This is a genomic window from Parashewanella tropica (assembly GCF_004358445.1).
Taxonomy (GTDB): Bacteria; Pseudomonadota; Gammaproteobacteria; order Enterobacterales; family Shewanellaceae; genus Parashewanella; species Parashewanella tropica.
Genome location: NZ_CP037951.1, coordinates 3319735 through 3336010 on the forward strand (window position 1 = coordinate 3319735; position 16276 = coordinate 3336010).

Below are 16276 nucleotides of genomic sequence, written 5' to 3' on the forward strand. Positions count from 1 at the left end.
CTTGCGCCATAATTTAAAGCCTGATTTTTTTGCCAAAGGGAAAATCCGCTGCATAACTACTCAGAGCTTTAAACAAAACAGTTACAGCCTATTTGAACTGAGGTGTAAAACCAGTGTCAAAACAAAAACAAAAACACAACATAAAAACCATACTTACTTTTGCCATTCCTTCACTGCTTGGGTTATTGTTTTTTATGACTCCCGTACAATACGATGGCAATATCACTATTCCGATTGCGGTCGTTGCTAAATTTCTACAAAGTGAATTTACCCATATTATTCACCCTTTATTGGTGATATGTGTGGTTGCCATGAGTGTGTTAACTCTGACAGTAAAAGCCATTAAACCCAAAGCAATTTTAAATAATCACTTTCTCAATGAGTTACTGAACCCTAATTGGTTTTGGTCAATAACTCGATGTGTGGGTGGCTTATTCATTGTTTTGACTTACTTAGAAATAGGTCCTGAAATGATCCGCTCGGGTGATACTGGGGGGTTAGTCTTTCATGACTTACTGCCTGTGTTGTTCTCAGTATTCATTATTGCAGGCCTGTTATTACCACTATTACTCAATTTTGGTTTGCTAGAAATTGCGGGGGCTTTACTGGCAAAGATCATGCGCCCAGTATTTAAACTACCGGGTCGTAGCGCTATTGGTTGTATTACTTCTTGGTTGGGCGATGGCTCAGTCGGAATTTTGATGACCGCGAAGCAATATGAAAACCATACCTTCACTAAGCGTGAAGCGGCAGTAATTGCAACGAACTTCTCCGCGGTTTCAATTACCTTCAGTTTGGTGGTGATCACCCAAGTTAACTTAGCTCACTTGTTTGTACCTTTTTACTTAATTGTATGTGCGGCAGGCATTGTGGCTGCGATCATCGTACCGAAATTACCACCACTGTCTCGTAAAGCCGACTTGTTTATTACCGGTGAAGCCAGAGAACACGATAAAGAGGTGATCCCAGCAGGGCGCAGCGCTTTATCTTGGGGATATGAATTAGCGTTAGATAAAGCCAGTAAAGCACCAAGCGTTAAAGCCTTCTTCCAAGAAGGTATCAAAAACGTCGTTGATATGATTTTAGGTATCATCCCTGTTGTGATGGCAATCGGTACTATTGGTTTAATATTAGCCACATACACACCATTGTTTGATTACCTTGGTATGCCATTTATTCCGCTACTTGAACTGATGCATGTACCAGAAGCGGCAGCTGCGTCCAAGACCATTATGATTGGCTTTGCTGATATGTTTTTACCAGCGATTCTGGCATCAAGCATTCAATCGGATATGACTCGCTTTATCATTGCTTGTTTGTCTGTGACACAATTGATTTATATGAGTGAAGTTGGTGCATTGTTGATTGGCAGTAAGATCCCAGTAAACTTCATTGACCTATTCTTAATCTTTATTTTCCGTACATTAGTCTGTTTACCAGTGATTGTTGGCTTATCTCATCTGGTTTTCTAAAAATGATACATGGTGATGGCAAGCCATCACCATTTTCAGCTTCTATTCAGAACAAATAATGTAGATTGTATATTATGTCCTCTATTCTAGGCATTATATTCAATGGCATCTGGTGGTATTCCTCAATATCCTCCTCCGCGTACAAATAGCTACGCATATGCTAGTCCTACCTCAAGTGACAGAAATGAAACCGTTGTCATACCGCCTATTAAATCAACCTTATCTGATGAATACCGCAAGGGATTAGTCCGGTATGCAATAACACCGCTAGCTCAATTAGAAACACAAGTTAGCTCAGGACAATCCACTCGAATCTCATTACTAACCCAACAAGCAGAATCTAAAGGGATAACATTTACTGCCGCTCCTATCCACCCGGGTGAGATCTTCCAAGGTTCGAGGAATATTTTGGATCCTACATTCACTAAATTGACCACTTCAACAGATACAGACGCTATTTATGAAGGCACGCCAATTTCCGATATTTGTGGAGAATACGATGCAGAACAGCAGCTAATGGCCAACTCACTTCTCTCGACAGGGCATAAAAATCGTTGTTTTCTCAATACAGTTCAAGTCCCCAAGAGCGTGCTAATACAAGATGCAAAAAAAACACAAACCACTCCCTGGCCAACATCAACATCAGCTAATGTCACTAATGTGCTAATATTGGCCAATAAGTTAAATCGAAGAGTGATATTTTTTGACCCGTACCGAATCGATGGTCAGCAATTTGTGCTTCAACAACCTGATCTGACTTGCACAATCGGCTCCTTAGAGTCACTGCTAAGTCAGTTTCCATGCATAGGCAATACACCTCCAATCTTGGTAACCAGTGATCAAAGTCACTTATACCTGTTTCAGGACAGTGAAAAAATCGTTAAGTTTACATATCACAGGCGGATCAAACAGTTTATCGATGCTATAGCCCAAACCGCCTTCTCTGATTGCTTAGGCTCCTTACCTGAAAGCTCAGTATTAGCTATTACACAAGTAGGCTACTTAACACGACTTCGTTTAGTGCCAACATATGAAGGGTTCAGTCTTCAATCATGTCAATGCGATGATTTTTTATTTGATACTGAACAGTATCTTCATTTTATTTTCAGCGTGTCACAGCAAATAGCATCTCAAAATCCAGACCCAGCTGCCTATAGAAGTTCCCAAGGAAGGACAGTGTTTCGAATGACTCACGCCGCTGATACCGAACAATACCTCATCACAAAAGAGCAACTTTACCAGCTGGAAACTTATCACCGACAGTGGATTGAAAACGTTGGAAAACTACGGCGGTATGCCATAAAAGGAGAAACAGAAGACCTAGAAGAGTTTAAGACATTAGCAGAGGCTTTAGCACAAGTTCAATTAAGTTTTGTCAGTGCTACAGGTGAGTTAAAAGAATCCATGTTCACCCTGTTAAGCCACATACCCTTTAATGAACGAATAAGAAGCTTAACTCAGCCAGACTCTTGCATAGTAAAGTGGTTTTTTCAGTTACAACCACTCACTGAAAAAGCGTTTCCTAAATCATCCCATCCCACTGGGCTATCTTATTTACCTACAGAAATAATTGCTTCTCTTTCTAGATGTCTAGAGCAACTAAAAAAATTCTCGACAGTTCATGAGGTCAACCAGAGTGATAAAGCGTTAAAAATCATAGAAACCTCAGTTCTACAACTGCTTACTTTAGATAATCAAGGCCAACTCTCTGATCAAGATAAAAACAATTACATTCTTCCTATTTTCAATCAGCTTCAAAGATTAAAAATTACACCTGCGCAGCAATCTACTGAAGAAAACGGATTCTATGGAGTAGTTGTTACGGCTTTAGCAAAAGAACAACAAGAGGGAATCGTACAAATAGCAGCGCCAAAAAATGCATTCAGTACCATTAAATGGATCCGGGATCACTATCCAATCGATTCATTAACTGAAAAACAAAAGAGCATGCTTGAAATTAATTACGAAATCATCTTTGATTTATTAAGAACGTCTCCAACAGAGTACCCCAGAGCACTAAATAATTACCTACCAAACTTACAGACGAACGCCAGAGAGTATAGAAATTTGAACAGCATGAGTGAGCTACCATACGGTGAACAAGAAATTTCATTATTTCATATTTATATGAACACCTTACATGAAAAGGTTTACCCTCCCATGCTCATACTTCAGGAACAACAACATAAATTTTTAAACCTGCTTCCAGTATTACAAGAGGAAATGTTAGGGCGACTATGGTTAAGCCCTGAAGAAATGAAGGCTGACATTCAAAGAGCAACCCATGCTACAGCGCAAAGAGCAGGATTGATCAGTGGTACAAAAAACAAGCGAGCCTTACCGTGGAAAAAAACCGCTTCTGAACAAGCCTTAGTATTAAGCCAATCACAGTTACAAGTGATTTCAGGGCAATTGTCTATCAAACTGAAAAGAAGTGGCGAAATGGAATTACGATTAAATGAGAGAAAATGTTGTGAACTTACACCGAGCTTTCTAGTAAGATTAAGAACAGGGATAGGCCGACCAGCTCATCTCGTGTTAACAGATTGTTTATCTAACAACCCGAAAAGCTTTGATAGAACATGGGCAACACACCGCAGCCAGCCCCCCTACAGAAAACAAGGGGGCTGGAGAGCTTAGGAGACGTACCACAAGGGCGTCCCCTCTAAACTATGTTTTTATGCTGGAAGAATAATGGAAGCCGAACTTGTCGAAATAAAAAAGTTTTTAGAGCTATCCCCACCTTTCGATGAGCTCGAAGAAACCACTCTTAACCAAATTAGCCATCAAGTAGAAATTGCGTATTTTCGCTCTGGTTCAGACATCATTCAACTGGATGAAAATATACACGATCTCTATGTGATCCGCAGTGGCGTTGTCGAAGTGTCACGACGAAACGGAGCTTTGTATAACCGTATTGATGAAGGCGATATGTTTGGGCAAATGGGGTTACTTTCTAACAATAAAGTAAAATTCCCAGCCAAAGCCATCGAAGATACTTTGGTTTACTGCATACCTGAATCTGTATTTCAGAACCTCTACGATAACGACGAAAAGTTCGCGTCATTTGTTGAAACCGAAAAAGACGTTCGCCTGAAACAAGCCGTCAAAGAAACCAAAGAACAAAACATTCTGACCTCTTCCAAAGTAACAACTTTGATCACTAATGCGCCCAATTTTATCGATAAAAACCGCTCTATCGAACAAGCCGCGATTCAAATGTCAGATGAGCTGTCATCGTATTTATTAGTTACTCATTCAGAAGAATCTGGGTATCCACTACTAGGAATGGTTACAGAGCGAGATCTATGTACAAAAGTACTAGCCAAAGGACTATCTCCGTCATTACCCATTACCACAATTATGTGTGATGAATTAATTCACATCGATCATAACGCTTACGTCCATGAAGCCATGCTGATCATGCTCAGAAATAACATCAGCCACCTGCCAATATTAAAAGGTGAATATCCCATTGGGGTATTGAGTGTCAGTGACATTGTTCATAATGAATCACAAAATTCATTATTACTAGTCAACAGCATCTTTCAGCAAACCACTATTGATGATCTGGCTACATTATCAGAGCAAGTAAAAGACTGTTTTTATCGCTTAGTTAACGAAGATGCCAATTCACACATGATAGGCAGTGCCATGTCCGTGATCGGGCGTTCGTTTAAACAAAGGCTCATTGAACTTGCCGAAGAAACTCTGGGTTCCCCCCCTATTCCATACTGTTTTCTGGCATTAGGTTCAATGGGACGCGATGAGCAATTGATTGTTACAGACCAAGATAACGCTATCATTTTAGATAATAGTTACAACGCCAGTATTCACGAAAGCTATTTTGAAAAGCTAGCTCAATTTGTCTGCGATGGACTTGCTAAGTGCGGATACAGTTACTGCACTGGAGGTATCATGGCGACAAGCTCTATGTGGCGCATGACTCAAAATGAATGGGAGCAATGCTTTGAAGATTGGATAGATAATCCAAATCCTAAAGCGCTACTTAATGCTTCAATTTTTTTCGATCTGGATGGAGTTTATGGACGACTAAAGTGGGCTGAGCAATTGAACGCTTTTATTGTTCGAAAATCCAGAAAAAGTCCAAAGTTTTTAGCTTGTTTAGCCCGAAACTCATTAAACCGTACTCCACCATTGGGCTTTTTTAAAGGCTTCGTGATGGAAAAAGACGGTCGCCATAATAACTCAATCAATTTAAAGCGTCGTGGAACTGCACCACTGGTTGACCTTATTAGAGTACATGCATTAGCCGTCGGCTCCCGAGCTCAAAACTCGCTCGAACGCTTAGACGACATTATTGAAGCCAACATATTGCCTTCGGGGCGTGGACAAGATCTAAAAAATGCGCTTGAGTTTATTTCAATGGTACGGATTCGACACCAAGCTATAGACATTGAAAATCGAATCATTCCAGATAACAACATTGAGCCTGAAAACTTATCTGACTTTGAACGCCGAACGTTAAAGGATGCCTTTCAGGTGCTCAGTAATGCTCAAAATTTCATAAAATTCCGATACCAAGCGGTCAACTAATCATGAGCGTTTTTTCAAAACCTCGCGATTGGCACAATGATTTCCATACACGACACGCTCAAGTATCCAACCCTATTTTAAAAGATTTCTATGATGCTCAGTTGCCTGACAGCCTTGAATCTCTAGCTAACATAGAGTTTGTTGCTATGGATTTTGAAACCACAGGGCTAAACCCTGAAAGCGACGGAATTGTTTCAATCGGTTTAGTGCCTTTCACCCTTCGACGTATATTGTTAAATTCAGCAAAACAGTGGAAGCTGAAACCAAGGATCCCTCTAGCGAATCAATCTGTGGTGATTCATGGGATTACTCATGACGATATCATTGGCGCACCTGACTTTATCGAGGTATATCCTGAGGTACTAAAACACTTAAAGGGAAAAGTCGTCGTCGCTCATTTTCATCAAATCGAGAGACTGTTCTTTAAAAGAGCAATGCAAATTAGGCTAAATGAAGACATCGAATTTCCAATAGTAGATACGTTTTTAATTGAAAACCAGCACCAAAATCATTGGATGAAACGATTTAATCGTTGGTTACACAAACAGCCAACGCCATCATTGAGACTAGGAAAATGCAGAGCACGCTATGATTTACCCGCTTATACTCCACATCATGCATTAACAGATGCCATTGCCACAGCAGAGTTGCTTCAAGCCCAAATTTCGCATCATTTTGACTCAAAGCAACCCATTAAAGATTTTTGGCTTTAAAGAATGCTTAAAGCTTTTCTGTCTTCATTCCCTTTAACAAACTTACGCACATAACCAATAAAATAAGAGTAAAGGGTAATGCCGTGGAAATGGTTCCAGCCTGAAGTGCTTCAATGGCCTGTTTACCACCAACCCAAAGCAATGCTATTGCAACTAAGCCTTCCAATACAGCCCAAAACACACGTTGTGGAGCTGGAGATTCAAGCTTTCCACCAGCAGTAATGCTATCAATTACCAATGAACCTGAATCAGAAGAAGTAATAAAGAAAACTAAAACAAGCACTACAGCCACAACAGAAAGTAATTGTCCCCAAGGTAATTGATCAAACATCTGGAACATAGCTAAAGGCACATCCGTTAATCCATTCGTCCCAAGTTCTCCAATGTGATTAACGATTTGATCAATCGCCATGCCACCAAATACAGACATCCAAATGACAGTCACAGCTGTGGGTACGAACAGTACGGCAGTAATGAATTCACGAACAGTACGTCCTTTTGAAACACGGGCAATAAACATACCGACAAATGGAGACCAAGAAATCCACCATGCCCAATAAAACACAGTCCAACCATGCATCCAAGCTGAATCTTCACGCCCAACAGGGTTGCTTAGCGGGATGATATTTTCAATGTAAGCGGCTAACGTTGTCCCTATTGAACTAAATGAAACGTGATAGCCAATGATCGCGACCAATATCAATAATCCAAAAGCGATGATCATATTGATATTACTGAGTAGCTTAACACCAGAATCAATGCCTCTTAATACTGAAATCGCAGCGATTGCCGTAACAAAACAAATCACAGCAACTTGTAAGCCGAAACCTGATTCAATACCAAAAACATGATGTATACCGCTTGCCGCTTGCTGCGCCCCCAGACCTAATGACGTCGCCAGACCGAATATTGTTGCCAGAACAGCAAGAATATCAACGATATGCCCAGGCCAACCCCATGTTTTGTCACCTAAAATGGGATAAAAAATTGAACGCATTGAAAGCGGTAAGCCTTTGTTATAGGCAAAAAAAGCTAACGATAATGCCACAACACAATATATCGCCCAAGGGTGAAGTCCCCAGTGAAACATGGTTGCGCCTAATGCCAACTTCGCAGCTTCGGGTGTATTAGGCTCGACATTTAAAGGGGTTTCAAACCATCCCGTAAAGTAAGCCACTGGCTCAGCGACACCCCAAAACATTAAACCTATGCCCATGCCTGCGGCAAATAACATAGCTAACCAAGACACGTAAGAATATTCCGTCTTGGCATTCGTCCCCCCAATTCGGATTTTCCCGAATGGAGAAATAAGCATCCCCAAACAAAAGACGACAAAAAAGTTACCCGACCACATAAATAACCAATCAAAGTTATTAATGATGTCTGTTTTAAGGCCGTCCAAAGCCGATTTCATGGTTCCTGCATCAATCAAAGCTGTTGCTGCTAAAAATAAAATCAATATGCCTGCACTGATACAAAAAACAGCGTTATGAACATCAAACCCCCATTTCTGGACATTATCTTGCCCAACTTGATAGTCAGTACTATCAATGCTGTATTTATCAATTCCTTTGGTCATCTTGCCTCTCTTATATTTAAATATTATGAGTACGAATATTTATTCGTATGAACACAAAAAATTCGTACTCATAATATTTTTAATTACTGATGAATGCTGAGCATTTTACACAAGTATCAATCACGCCCCAATCCCAGATTTTTACAAAATACAACTAAATGTTAATTAACAATCAGTTACAACATTAGAGTCAAGCATGGGTCACACTGCTAGTTGTCTTCTGATTAGACATTGATCACAAACATCATTAGAATGCTTTGCTCTCAAACAATTTCAACACAAAATAATAATGCTTAAAAAACATAGCAGTTTACTTCTAGGACTCACGCTACTCGCTCCCATCGCTCATGCATCTAACAATTTATCTGGCGGAGTTTGGTTGAACTACACCTACCTGCCCGATGATAAGACGAACAAGAAAACCAATGGTCGAATCGGTGATGAAGCATTTGTGCTCTATGCCAATGGCGAAGCTGAAAAGGGTAAAGGCAACTGGTCTTATGCCGCTGAGTTTCGTGTAGGCCCTGGCAGCTTTACTGACAAAGCCAACAACTCAACGGGTGATGCTATGGCTATGCACCAAGCTTGGGTTGGATTTGATTTAGCAGAAAAATACAAACTCATTGTGGGCAAAAGCCAAGTTCCTTTTGGTTGGAAAACCGTTAACTTCTGGCCGGGCGATATGCTGCAAGGTGGTTATGGCGATCAAATGGACGTTGGCGCAAAGCTAACATCGGATATCGACAAGCTTAATTATTCTGTGGCTTACTTCCTTGCTGATGATTTTGGTGATGACTCTACCGATACTGTGGACGATAACGGTCACTGGGGCAGCAGCAAAACGTATCGCAAAGTGAAAACAACCGTGGCTGATTTAAATTATGAAGTCGCAAAAGGTCACACCATAGGTTTTTCTGCACAAAGCGGTAAATTGCAAGACTTAAGCTCGCCGAGTAAAGATGTTGATGGTTCACATTCTGCTTGGGTTATTTATTACAAAACTGAAATCAATAACTTTTATGCCAATGCAGAGTTCATGAAGACGTCTCGTGACTTACCAAACGCCTACGTTGCCAAATCTAAAGTTGAGCCCAAAGTTGAAAACCAGCGCATCGCGGCTGAATTTGGCTATAAAATGGATAAATGGAACTTCTACGTTGACCTAATGACTGCGAAGCCAGAAACCAAAGGCAATAACTCTGATTCTGTTTATGCTATCGCGCCAGGTGTGACCTACAACTATGGTCCAGGCTGGGTATACCTTGAATACTTAAAGCAAGACGGTGACATCGACCGTGACGGTAAAGTGAAGCATGGTGACTTCTCTGCACTGTACCTAACGATCGATTTCTATTTTTAGTCTTAGCTGAGAATAAATTGAATAGGCAATCAGTTGATTGCCTATTTTTTGCTTGAAACGGGATCAATTGCGCCAACTTCAAGTATTGGAGCGGCATCTAAATTCTGTGCATCCATCATACCTGCGATACGTTGCATAGAAGACAGCAATAATGATTGTTCCCACTCGGCAAGCGCCGAAAATTTTTCGATGAAATGATCTTGTAAAGGTTGAGGTGCAGTAATCAGCACTTGCTGACCTTCTTCAGTGATGAAAAGGCCAACACGACGTTTATCTTCATTACTTCGAACCCGAAACACTAAGCCTCTGTTTTCTAGGCGGTCGATAATACTCGTCACAGTTGCAGGGCTTAAATTAACATCTTGCGCAACTTGACTGGCTAAAATGCCTTTAACTCGTGCGATTTGTTGCAAAATGACCAATTGTGGCCCTGTGAGGCCAACGGTTTTACTAAGGGCTTTAGAGTGTAAATCAATCGCTCTAATAACTTTACGTAGCGATGTAAACAGTTCTTCGTGTTTTTCCATGATTCATGTTCTTGAACTTAACTGGAAAAATTATATCGCTATCAATATAGATCCTTAAAGCATTTTTGATGCTTTAATCAGTAAGAAAAATAGAATTACCATGATGCTTTTAAAAAACTTTATCAACGGCCAACTCCTTGATAACCAAACAGGTGAAACTTTCGACGTAACAAACCCTGCAACTGGGGAAGTGATATATCAAGTCGAAGTAGCAGATGAGCATATCCAGCAAGCGGCTGTCGAAAGTGCTAAAGCAGGTTTTGCCACTTGGTCAGCCATGACAGGAATGGAGCGAGCTCGCATTCTGCATAAAGCTGTCACCTTACTTCGTGAACGCAATGACGAGTTAGCTGAAATTGAAGTTAAAGATACAGGAAAGCCTTGGCAGGAAGCATCTGTTGTTGACGTTGTGACTGGTGCAGATTCAATCGAATTCTTTGCAGGGCTTGCACCGTCTATTGAAGGGAATCAGCAGGATTTAGGTGGTGATTTTTATTATACCCGCCGTGAGCCTTTAGGTATTTGTGCGGGTATTGGTGCTTGGAACTACCCATTGCAAATTGCATGCTGGAAATCAGCTCCTGCTTTGGCATGTGGTAACGCCATGATTTTTAAACCATCTGAAGAAACCCCAATGGGCGCGGTAAAACTGGCTGAAATCTTTATTGAAGCTGGCGTACCGGCTGGTGTGTTTAACGTAGTACATGGTGATGCAAAAGTTGGACAATGGTTAACTCACTCTCCTGATATCGCTAAAGTTTCTTTCACTGGTGAAGTTTCTACTGGACAAAAAGTGATGCAAGCGGCCGCAAGCACGCTTAAAGATGTCACTATGGAACTCGGTGGTAAGTCACCACTTATCGTATTCAACGACGCCGATATCGACAATGCAGTATCTGCTGCCATGCTAGGTAACTTCTACACCCAAGGTGAGATTTGCACCAACGGAACGCGTGTGTTTGTTCAGCGTGATATCTACGAGCAATTTGTTGAGCAACTGCTAGAACGTACTCAAAACAACATTATTGCTGGCGATCCAATGAATCCAGACGTCAACTTTGGCACTTTGATTTCAAAAGACCATCAGCAAAAAGTGTTGGATTATATTCAAATCGGCCGTGATGAAGGCGCGAAGCTGCTTTGTGGCGGTGAAGCGTTAAAGCCTCAAGGTGCTGAAAACGGCTGTTTTGTCGCCCCAACCATCTTCTCCGACTGTAATGATGATATGCGCATCGTTAAAGAAGAGATCTTTGGTCCAGTAATGGCACTCTTAGTCTTTGATGACGAAGAAGAAGTCATTGGCCGTGCGAATGATACCAAGCTTGGCTTAGCGGCTGGCGTATTTACTCAAGACATTACTCGTGCTCACCGTGTTATTCACCAAATGCAAGCAGGTATTTGTTGGATCAACGCTTATGGTGCCTCCCCTGCTGAAATGCCTGTGGGTGGCTACAAGCTTTCAGGTATCGGCCGTGAAAATGGCGTAGAAACTCTCAAACACTATACCCAAGTCAAAGCGGTGTATATGGGCATGAATAAACTTGAGAGCCCTTTTTAAGATGAGCATAAACTACGATTACATCATTGTTGGTGCAGGCTCTGCTGGTTGCGTGTTAGCAAATCGCCTTTCTGAAGACAGTAACAACCAAGTATTGCTCATTGAAACGGGCGGCAGTGATAAAAGCATTTTCATTCAGATGCCAACGGCGCTTTCTATTCCCATGAATACAGAAAAGTATGCGTGGCAATACGAAACCATCGAAGAGCCTTATCTCAATAACCGAAAAATGCATTGCCCGCGCGGTAAGGTGTTAGGCGGCAGTTCATCCATTAATGGCATGGTTTACGTACGTGGTCATGCTCGTGATTTTGATGAGTGGCAACAACACGGCGCCACAAATTGGAATTACAGCCATTGCCTGCCCTATTTCCAAAAAGCCGAAACTTGGGCGTTTGGGGGTGATCAATACCGAGGTGATTCAGGACCTCTAGCCGTCAATAACGGCAATGAAATGAAGAATCCGTTATACAAAGCCTTTATCAATGCTGGTGTTGAAGCGGGATATTTCGAAACCCCAGATTACAACGGTAAGTTGCAAGAAGGCTTTGGCGCCATGCATATGACCATTAAAGATGGTGTACGCTGGTCAACGGCTAATGCTTATTTAAAGCCCGCCCTACCTCGCCAAAACTTAACGGTTGTGACTCACGCCCAAGTGGAAAAAGTCCTACTTGAAGGTAAAAAAGCGATTGGTGTTCGCTATCAACGACATAACAAAACCATTGAAGCTCACTGTAATAAGGAAGTGATCCTTTCAGCTGGCTCTATTGGTTCACCGCATATTTTGCAGCTATCTGGTATTGGTAATAAAGCTGTGCTTGAAAAGGCGGGCATTGAAGTCAAACACGAACTCAATGGCGTAGGTGAAAACCTACAAGATCACTTAGAGTTCTATTTCCAATTTAAGTGTAAACAACCTATCACGCTTAATGGTGAGTTAGATCTGTGGAGTAAATTCAAAATTGGTGCACGTTGGTTCTTTACCAAGAAAGGCTTAGGTTCAACCAACCACTTTGAATCTTGTGGCTTTATTCGCTCTAAAGCAGGAGTTGAGTGGCCAGATCTACAATATCACTTCTTACCTGCGGCAATGCGCTACGATGGACGCAGTGCGTTTGATGGTCACGGCTTTCAAGTTCACATTGGGCATAACAAACCCAAAAGTCGTGGACATGTGCATGTAGTCAGTGCCGATCCTAAGGTTCATCCAGAGATCACATTCAACTACATGCAACACCAAGATGATATTGAAGGTTTCAGACAATGCGTACGTCTGACACGTGAAATCATCAATCAAAATGCATTTAATGAATATCGTGAAGATGAAATTCAGCCTGGTACTCATATTCAGACTGATGAAGAAATCGATGCTTTTGTCCGTAGCTCGGTTGAAAGTGCCTATCATCCAAGCTGCTCATGCAAAATGGGAACGGATGACATGGCGGTTGTGGATCCAGAGACAAAAATTCGTGGCATTGACGGGCTGCGAGTTGTTGACTCTTCCATCTTCCCAACCATTCCAAACGGCAATTTAAACGCACCCACTATTATGGTGGCAGAAAGAGCGGCGGATTTGATTTTAGGTAACACAATGCTCCCTGCATCTAACGCCGAAGTTACTATTTCTGATGTTTGGGAGAGTAAACAGAAATCAAGATAAAAATCCTTTTGCAGGGATCATCACTCCCTCAGTGAAAGCGTACTTGCCATTCTGATTGAATGGCGAGTTAAACCCTGTTTGGATGTTCTATTTGTCCCAGAAATATTACAAGAAAGCGTTTTGGCACAACTAATCAAGCAGATAACAAAAACTAGAAAAAGGCTTTATTTATGACTACTTGGCTCAGTGCTGGGATAATTTTTACGTTCGCTAGTATCTTATTTATTTTATTGAAATGGGGAAACTTACGTTGTGTAGGGGTAACTCCTGTTAAAACCTTCACTTTCATTGCCATCTTGTTTACTTCAGGACTTGATGTTGGCTTGATTATGTTTCCATTAACAGAGTTCGGTGGTTATGCAGATGTTGGAGCTAGCCCAGAATATGCTTTCAGTAATCCGCTTGCCATTGAATTTGGCTACTGGGGCTTTTTAATTTGGGCATTCTATTTCTTAACTTGCTTTTACTTTTGCGTTATCGAACCCAAAGTAAAGTTCTTCGAAATTCCTATGATTAAATGGTTAAACAACATTGTAATTATTGGAACCTGTGCCTTTACCGCCCACTTATTACTGACCAACTTGCCTTGGTACCTACCAGAAATGGGCAACGGTGAAACCATCATTCCAACTTTCTATTTAATTGTGTTCGCTGCTATTGCTGTTTCCGTATATTCGAGTACTCGTCTAATCTACGTACGCTACTTGAGCCTTGGCTCAACGGGATTATTTATCGCTCTTATCGCCATATTGTGGTTTGGAGCCTTCGCCAAACAAAATGGTTTAGGAGAGTTTGCATCAACCTTTGGTTTAATTGGAAATTACTTCACCAACTTAGATAAGTTTGTGTTCCCACTTAACGATTACCATGAGTTCTATCTTTATTGGTGGTTTGCGTGGAGCATTATGATCGGTCAATTTACCTCTCGTTTTGTTGGCAGTTTAAAAACATGGCAAGTACTAGCTGCAATGCTAATCTTCCCATCATTGCCAATCGCTATTTGGTTTACCGTATTGTATTACTACCATTTACATCAGATTGATACTTCAGGTTTTTACAATATCGCCATGGTCTTTGTTGGTATCACTTTTGTTATTAACTCTCTAGACTCTTTAGTTCGTCTTTATACCGATAATTTGGGCTTAACCGTATCGAAATTAGGAAAAGTAAAATACATTGCACTTAATATCGTTGCTCTAAGCGCTTTAACTTTATTGTTTAAGTTTAATTTTCTTGAGATTCAATGGATTGGTGCTTTAGTGATTGGTATTTTCTTCAGTTGCTTAAGTTATATTTTGATAAAGAAGCTTAAAGAAGTGAAGCAAATAAACACTGTACTTTAACTGCAATAATTATTACTTAACCACTAAAATGGCAAAGCCCCATATTTTTAGATATCGGGGCTTTAATTTACGGTTACATTGCTGATTTTATGCATCATCGATATTTCACCTTATCAGATCTAGTAATAGCTAGTATTGTATTATTCAAAATAACCAATGAGTTAACCATAGTGCTATAAAAAAAAGTCCTAGCGCTAGGTCTAGGACTTTGTCAGCAATCTAAAAGACTGCCTAAGTTAAGTTGCTTTACTCTAAAGCATATCTTTATGATTTAGAGTGCATAAAGTTCAAGAATTCACCAAAGTCCGTTTTCTTTTCAATAAACTCAGCAAAACGTTGTGCGCCTTGACTGTCGTCTCGACCATAAAGTGTGTTTCCGTGATAGCCACCCGTTAGTGGAATATCAGCTCTCATATGCCAGATGCCATTTACTATGCCTTGATCAAACGTTAAGCTCCATGCTCCAACATCAGTAACATCTTGATTAGTTGTATTATTCCAAACTTGGACATAACCGGCCCAGTAGTTTTTACTTGGGTTATTTTTAACTGGCACTTGTCTTAAATCTACTCGAACTGAAACATCTTGCTTTTTCTGAATAGAGCGAACCATAGCTAAATCTCTATAATTTGAAAAAGAAGGGCTAGTCATAAAGTAATTAATGATTTGCTGACGAATTTTATCAGCCTGTAAAAACTTTTCTACGGGTATATTATTATTACGGTCGTAAGTATAACTGCCGCGTTCAAAAGTTCCTGTAATAGGAAATGGATAGTAATTTAAGTTTTGATATGGTCCTGGCTCAAAAATAAACTTTCTATCTTTTCTTAACCAATATTGCTCATCAAACTGAAGTTTATACGGACCTATACTTGCGTTATTACCGGCAAATTCCATTGATAACTGAGGTCTTGAGAACTTTTGATAATCATAGTATTTATACTTCAAATTAACGTAAATCTGCTCAAGTGGCTGACACTCTTGAGTTTTACAGTCAACGATTTTGCCAATATCTCTTGTAGGGAATGGGTTTTGGCCTGCAACTACAGCCTGGGTTGAAGAAAGTAGAGCTACAGCTGTTAATATTTTTGTAAGTTTTTTCATTTTTAAAACTTCTCCAAATAACGCACTTTATTTTGGGGAAAGGTAAAGCTTTTAATATTCCATGTCTATTTTAAATCTTCTGATCGTACCAGAGTAATTACTTTTATTTATTTAAATAATCCATTTAGAAATAAAGATTATTAACTGACAAAAACAAATATTAAAATTAGAATAAAAACTACCAATTAAAATCAAACAAAAAACATATAACTGATCCGACAAGTGGCTTTACTCTAATTACAAAAAAACAACAATAACCATTTAAAACAATAGATTGCGAAATTAAAAAAATAATTATGACACCCGTCATTTTTTAGCTTCAACTTTTAACTTTAATAACTACATCAAATAAGTTAGGGTGCGCTTAATTTCAAACCTTAAATTAAATAAAAGGTAATTA

General features: G+C 40.2%; 11 protein-coding genes. 8 read left to right on the forward strand and 3 right to left on the reverse strand.

Going from position 1 to position 16276, the window contains the following annotated elements:
- Nucleotides 1–113: 113 nt before the first annotated feature.
- The 4 genes from E2H97_RS14660 (at nucleotide 114) to E2H97_RS14675 (ending at nucleotide 6742) form a co-directional block, all read left to right on the forward strand.
- Nucleotides 114–1472 carry a YjiH family protein gene (locus E2H97_RS14660; protein WP_170308320.1) on the forward strand — a complete coding sequence of 453 codons (1359 nt, stop codon included), beginning with the start codon at nucleotides 114–116 and terminating at the stop codon, nucleotides 1470–1472.
- Between the two features lie 102 nt (nucleotides 1473–1574).
- Nucleotides 1575–4112, forward strand: a complete 2538-nt coding sequence (locus E2H97_RS14665; RefSeq protein ID WP_133407824.1) for a hypothetical protein — start codon at nucleotides 1575–1577, stop codon at nucleotides 4110–4112.
- Between the two features lie 54 nt (nucleotides 4113–4166).
- Complete coding sequence (locus E2H97_RS14670; protein ID WP_133407825.1) at nucleotides 4167–6029, forward strand: DUF294 nucleotidyltransferase-like domain-containing protein; 1863 nt, start codon at nucleotides 4167–4169, stop codon at nucleotides 6027–6029.
- Between the two features lie 2 nt (nucleotides 6030–6031).
- Complete coding sequence (locus E2H97_RS14675) at nucleotides 6032–6742, forward strand: 3'-5' exonuclease (protein WP_133407826.1); 711 nt, start codon at nucleotides 6032–6034, stop codon at nucleotides 6740–6742.
- A 7-nt stretch (nucleotides 6743–6749) separates the two neighbouring features.
- On the opposite strand, the gene E2H97_RS14680 is transcribed toward E2H97_RS14675, so the two are convergent.
- Nucleotides 6750–8321: a BCCT family transporter gene (locus tag E2H97_RS14680; protein WP_133407827.1), complete on the reverse strand. Its 1572-nt coding sequence runs from the start codon at nucleotides 8319–8321 to the stop codon at nucleotides 6750–6752.
- Between the two features lie 289 nt (nucleotides 8322–8610).
- On the opposite strand from E2H97_RS14680, the gene E2H97_RS14685 reads away from it, so the two are divergent.
- Nucleotides 8611–9681: a porin family protein gene (locus E2H97_RS14685; RefSeq protein ID WP_133407828.1), complete on the forward strand. Its 1071-nt coding sequence runs from the start codon at nucleotides 8611–8613 to the stop codon at nucleotides 9679–9681.
- A 41-nt stretch (nucleotides 9682–9722) separates the two neighbouring features.
- On the opposite strand, the gene E2H97_RS14690 is transcribed toward E2H97_RS14685, so the two are convergent.
- On the reverse strand, nucleotides 9723–10208 hold the full coding sequence (locus E2H97_RS14690) for a MarR family winged helix-turn-helix transcriptional regulator (RefSeq protein WP_133407829.1): 486 nt from the start codon (nucleotides 10206–10208) through the stop codon (nucleotides 9723–9725).
- A 100-nt stretch (nucleotides 10209–10308) separates the two neighbouring features.
- On the opposite strand from E2H97_RS14690, the gene betB reads away from it, so the two are divergent.
- From betB to E2H97_RS14705, 3 genes are all read left to right on the forward strand, one after another.
- A complete protein-coding gene (gene betB / locus E2H97_RS14695) occupies nucleotides 10309–11766 on the forward strand; it encodes a betaine-aldehyde dehydrogenase (protein WP_425466794.1) in 1458 nt (485 codons plus the stop codon).
- Between the two features lies 1 nt (nucleotide 11767).
- Entirely contained in the window at nucleotides 11768–13429 is a 1662-nt protein-coding gene (betA, locus tag E2H97_RS14700) for a choline dehydrogenase (RefSeq protein WP_133407831.1), read from the forward strand.
- 170 nt (nucleotides 13430–13599) lie between these two features.
- Nucleotides 13600–14772 carry a BCCT family transporter gene (locus E2H97_RS14705; RefSeq protein ID WP_133407832.1) on the forward strand — a complete coding sequence of 391 codons (1173 nt, stop codon included), beginning with the start codon at nucleotides 13600–13602 and terminating at the stop codon, nucleotides 14770–14772.
- A gap of 264 nt (nucleotides 14773–15036) precedes the next feature.
- On the opposite strand, the gene E2H97_RS14710 is transcribed toward E2H97_RS14705, so the two are convergent.
- Nucleotides 15037–15876: a hypothetical protein gene (locus E2H97_RS14710; protein WP_133407833.1), complete on the reverse strand. Its 840-nt coding sequence runs from the start codon at nucleotides 15874–15876 to the stop codon at nucleotides 15037–15039.
- Between the last annotated feature and the right edge of the window lie 400 nt (nucleotides 15877–16276).

Excerpts from the sequence above, each read along its gene's own strand:
- E2H97_RS14670 (WP_133407825.1), top strand. The coding sequence starts at position 4,167 with ATGGAAGCCGAACTTGTCGAAATAAAAAAGTTTTTAGAGCTATCCCCA.
- betA (WP_133407831.1), top strand. The coding sequence starts at position 11,768 with ATGAGCATAAACTACGATTACATCATTGTTGGTGCAGGCTCTGCTGGT.
- E2H97_RS14690 (WP_133407829.1), bottom strand. The coding sequence starts at position 10,208 with ATGGAAAAACACGAAGAACTGTTTACATCGCTACGTAAAGTTATTAGA.
- E2H97_RS14705 (WP_133407832.1), top strand. The coding sequence starts at position 13,600 with ATGACTACTTGGCTCAGTGCTGGGATAATTTTTACGTTCGCTAGTATC.
- E2H97_RS14680 (WP_133407827.1), bottom strand. The coding sequence starts at position 8,321 with ATGACCAAAGGAATTGATAAATACAGCATTGATAGTACTGACTATCAA.
- E2H97_RS14710 (WP_133407833.1), bottom strand. The coding sequence starts at position 15,876 with ATGAAAAAACTTACAAAAATATTAACAGCTGTAGCTCTACTTTCTTCA.
- E2H97_RS14675 (WP_133407826.1), top strand. The coding sequence starts at position 6,032 with ATGAGCGTTTTTTCAAAACCTCGCGATTGGCACAATGATTTCCATACA.
- E2H97_RS14665 (WP_133407824.1), top strand. The coding sequence starts at position 1,575 with ATGGCATCTGGTGGTATTCCTCAATATCCTCCTCCGCGTACAAATAGC.
- betB (WP_425466794.1), top strand. The coding sequence starts at position 10,309 with ATGATGCTTTTAAAAAACTTTATCAACGGCCAACTCCTTGATAACCAA.
- E2H97_RS14685 (WP_133407828.1), top strand. The coding sequence starts at position 8,611 with ATGCTTAAAAAACATAGCAGTTTACTTCTAGGACTCACGCTACTCGCT.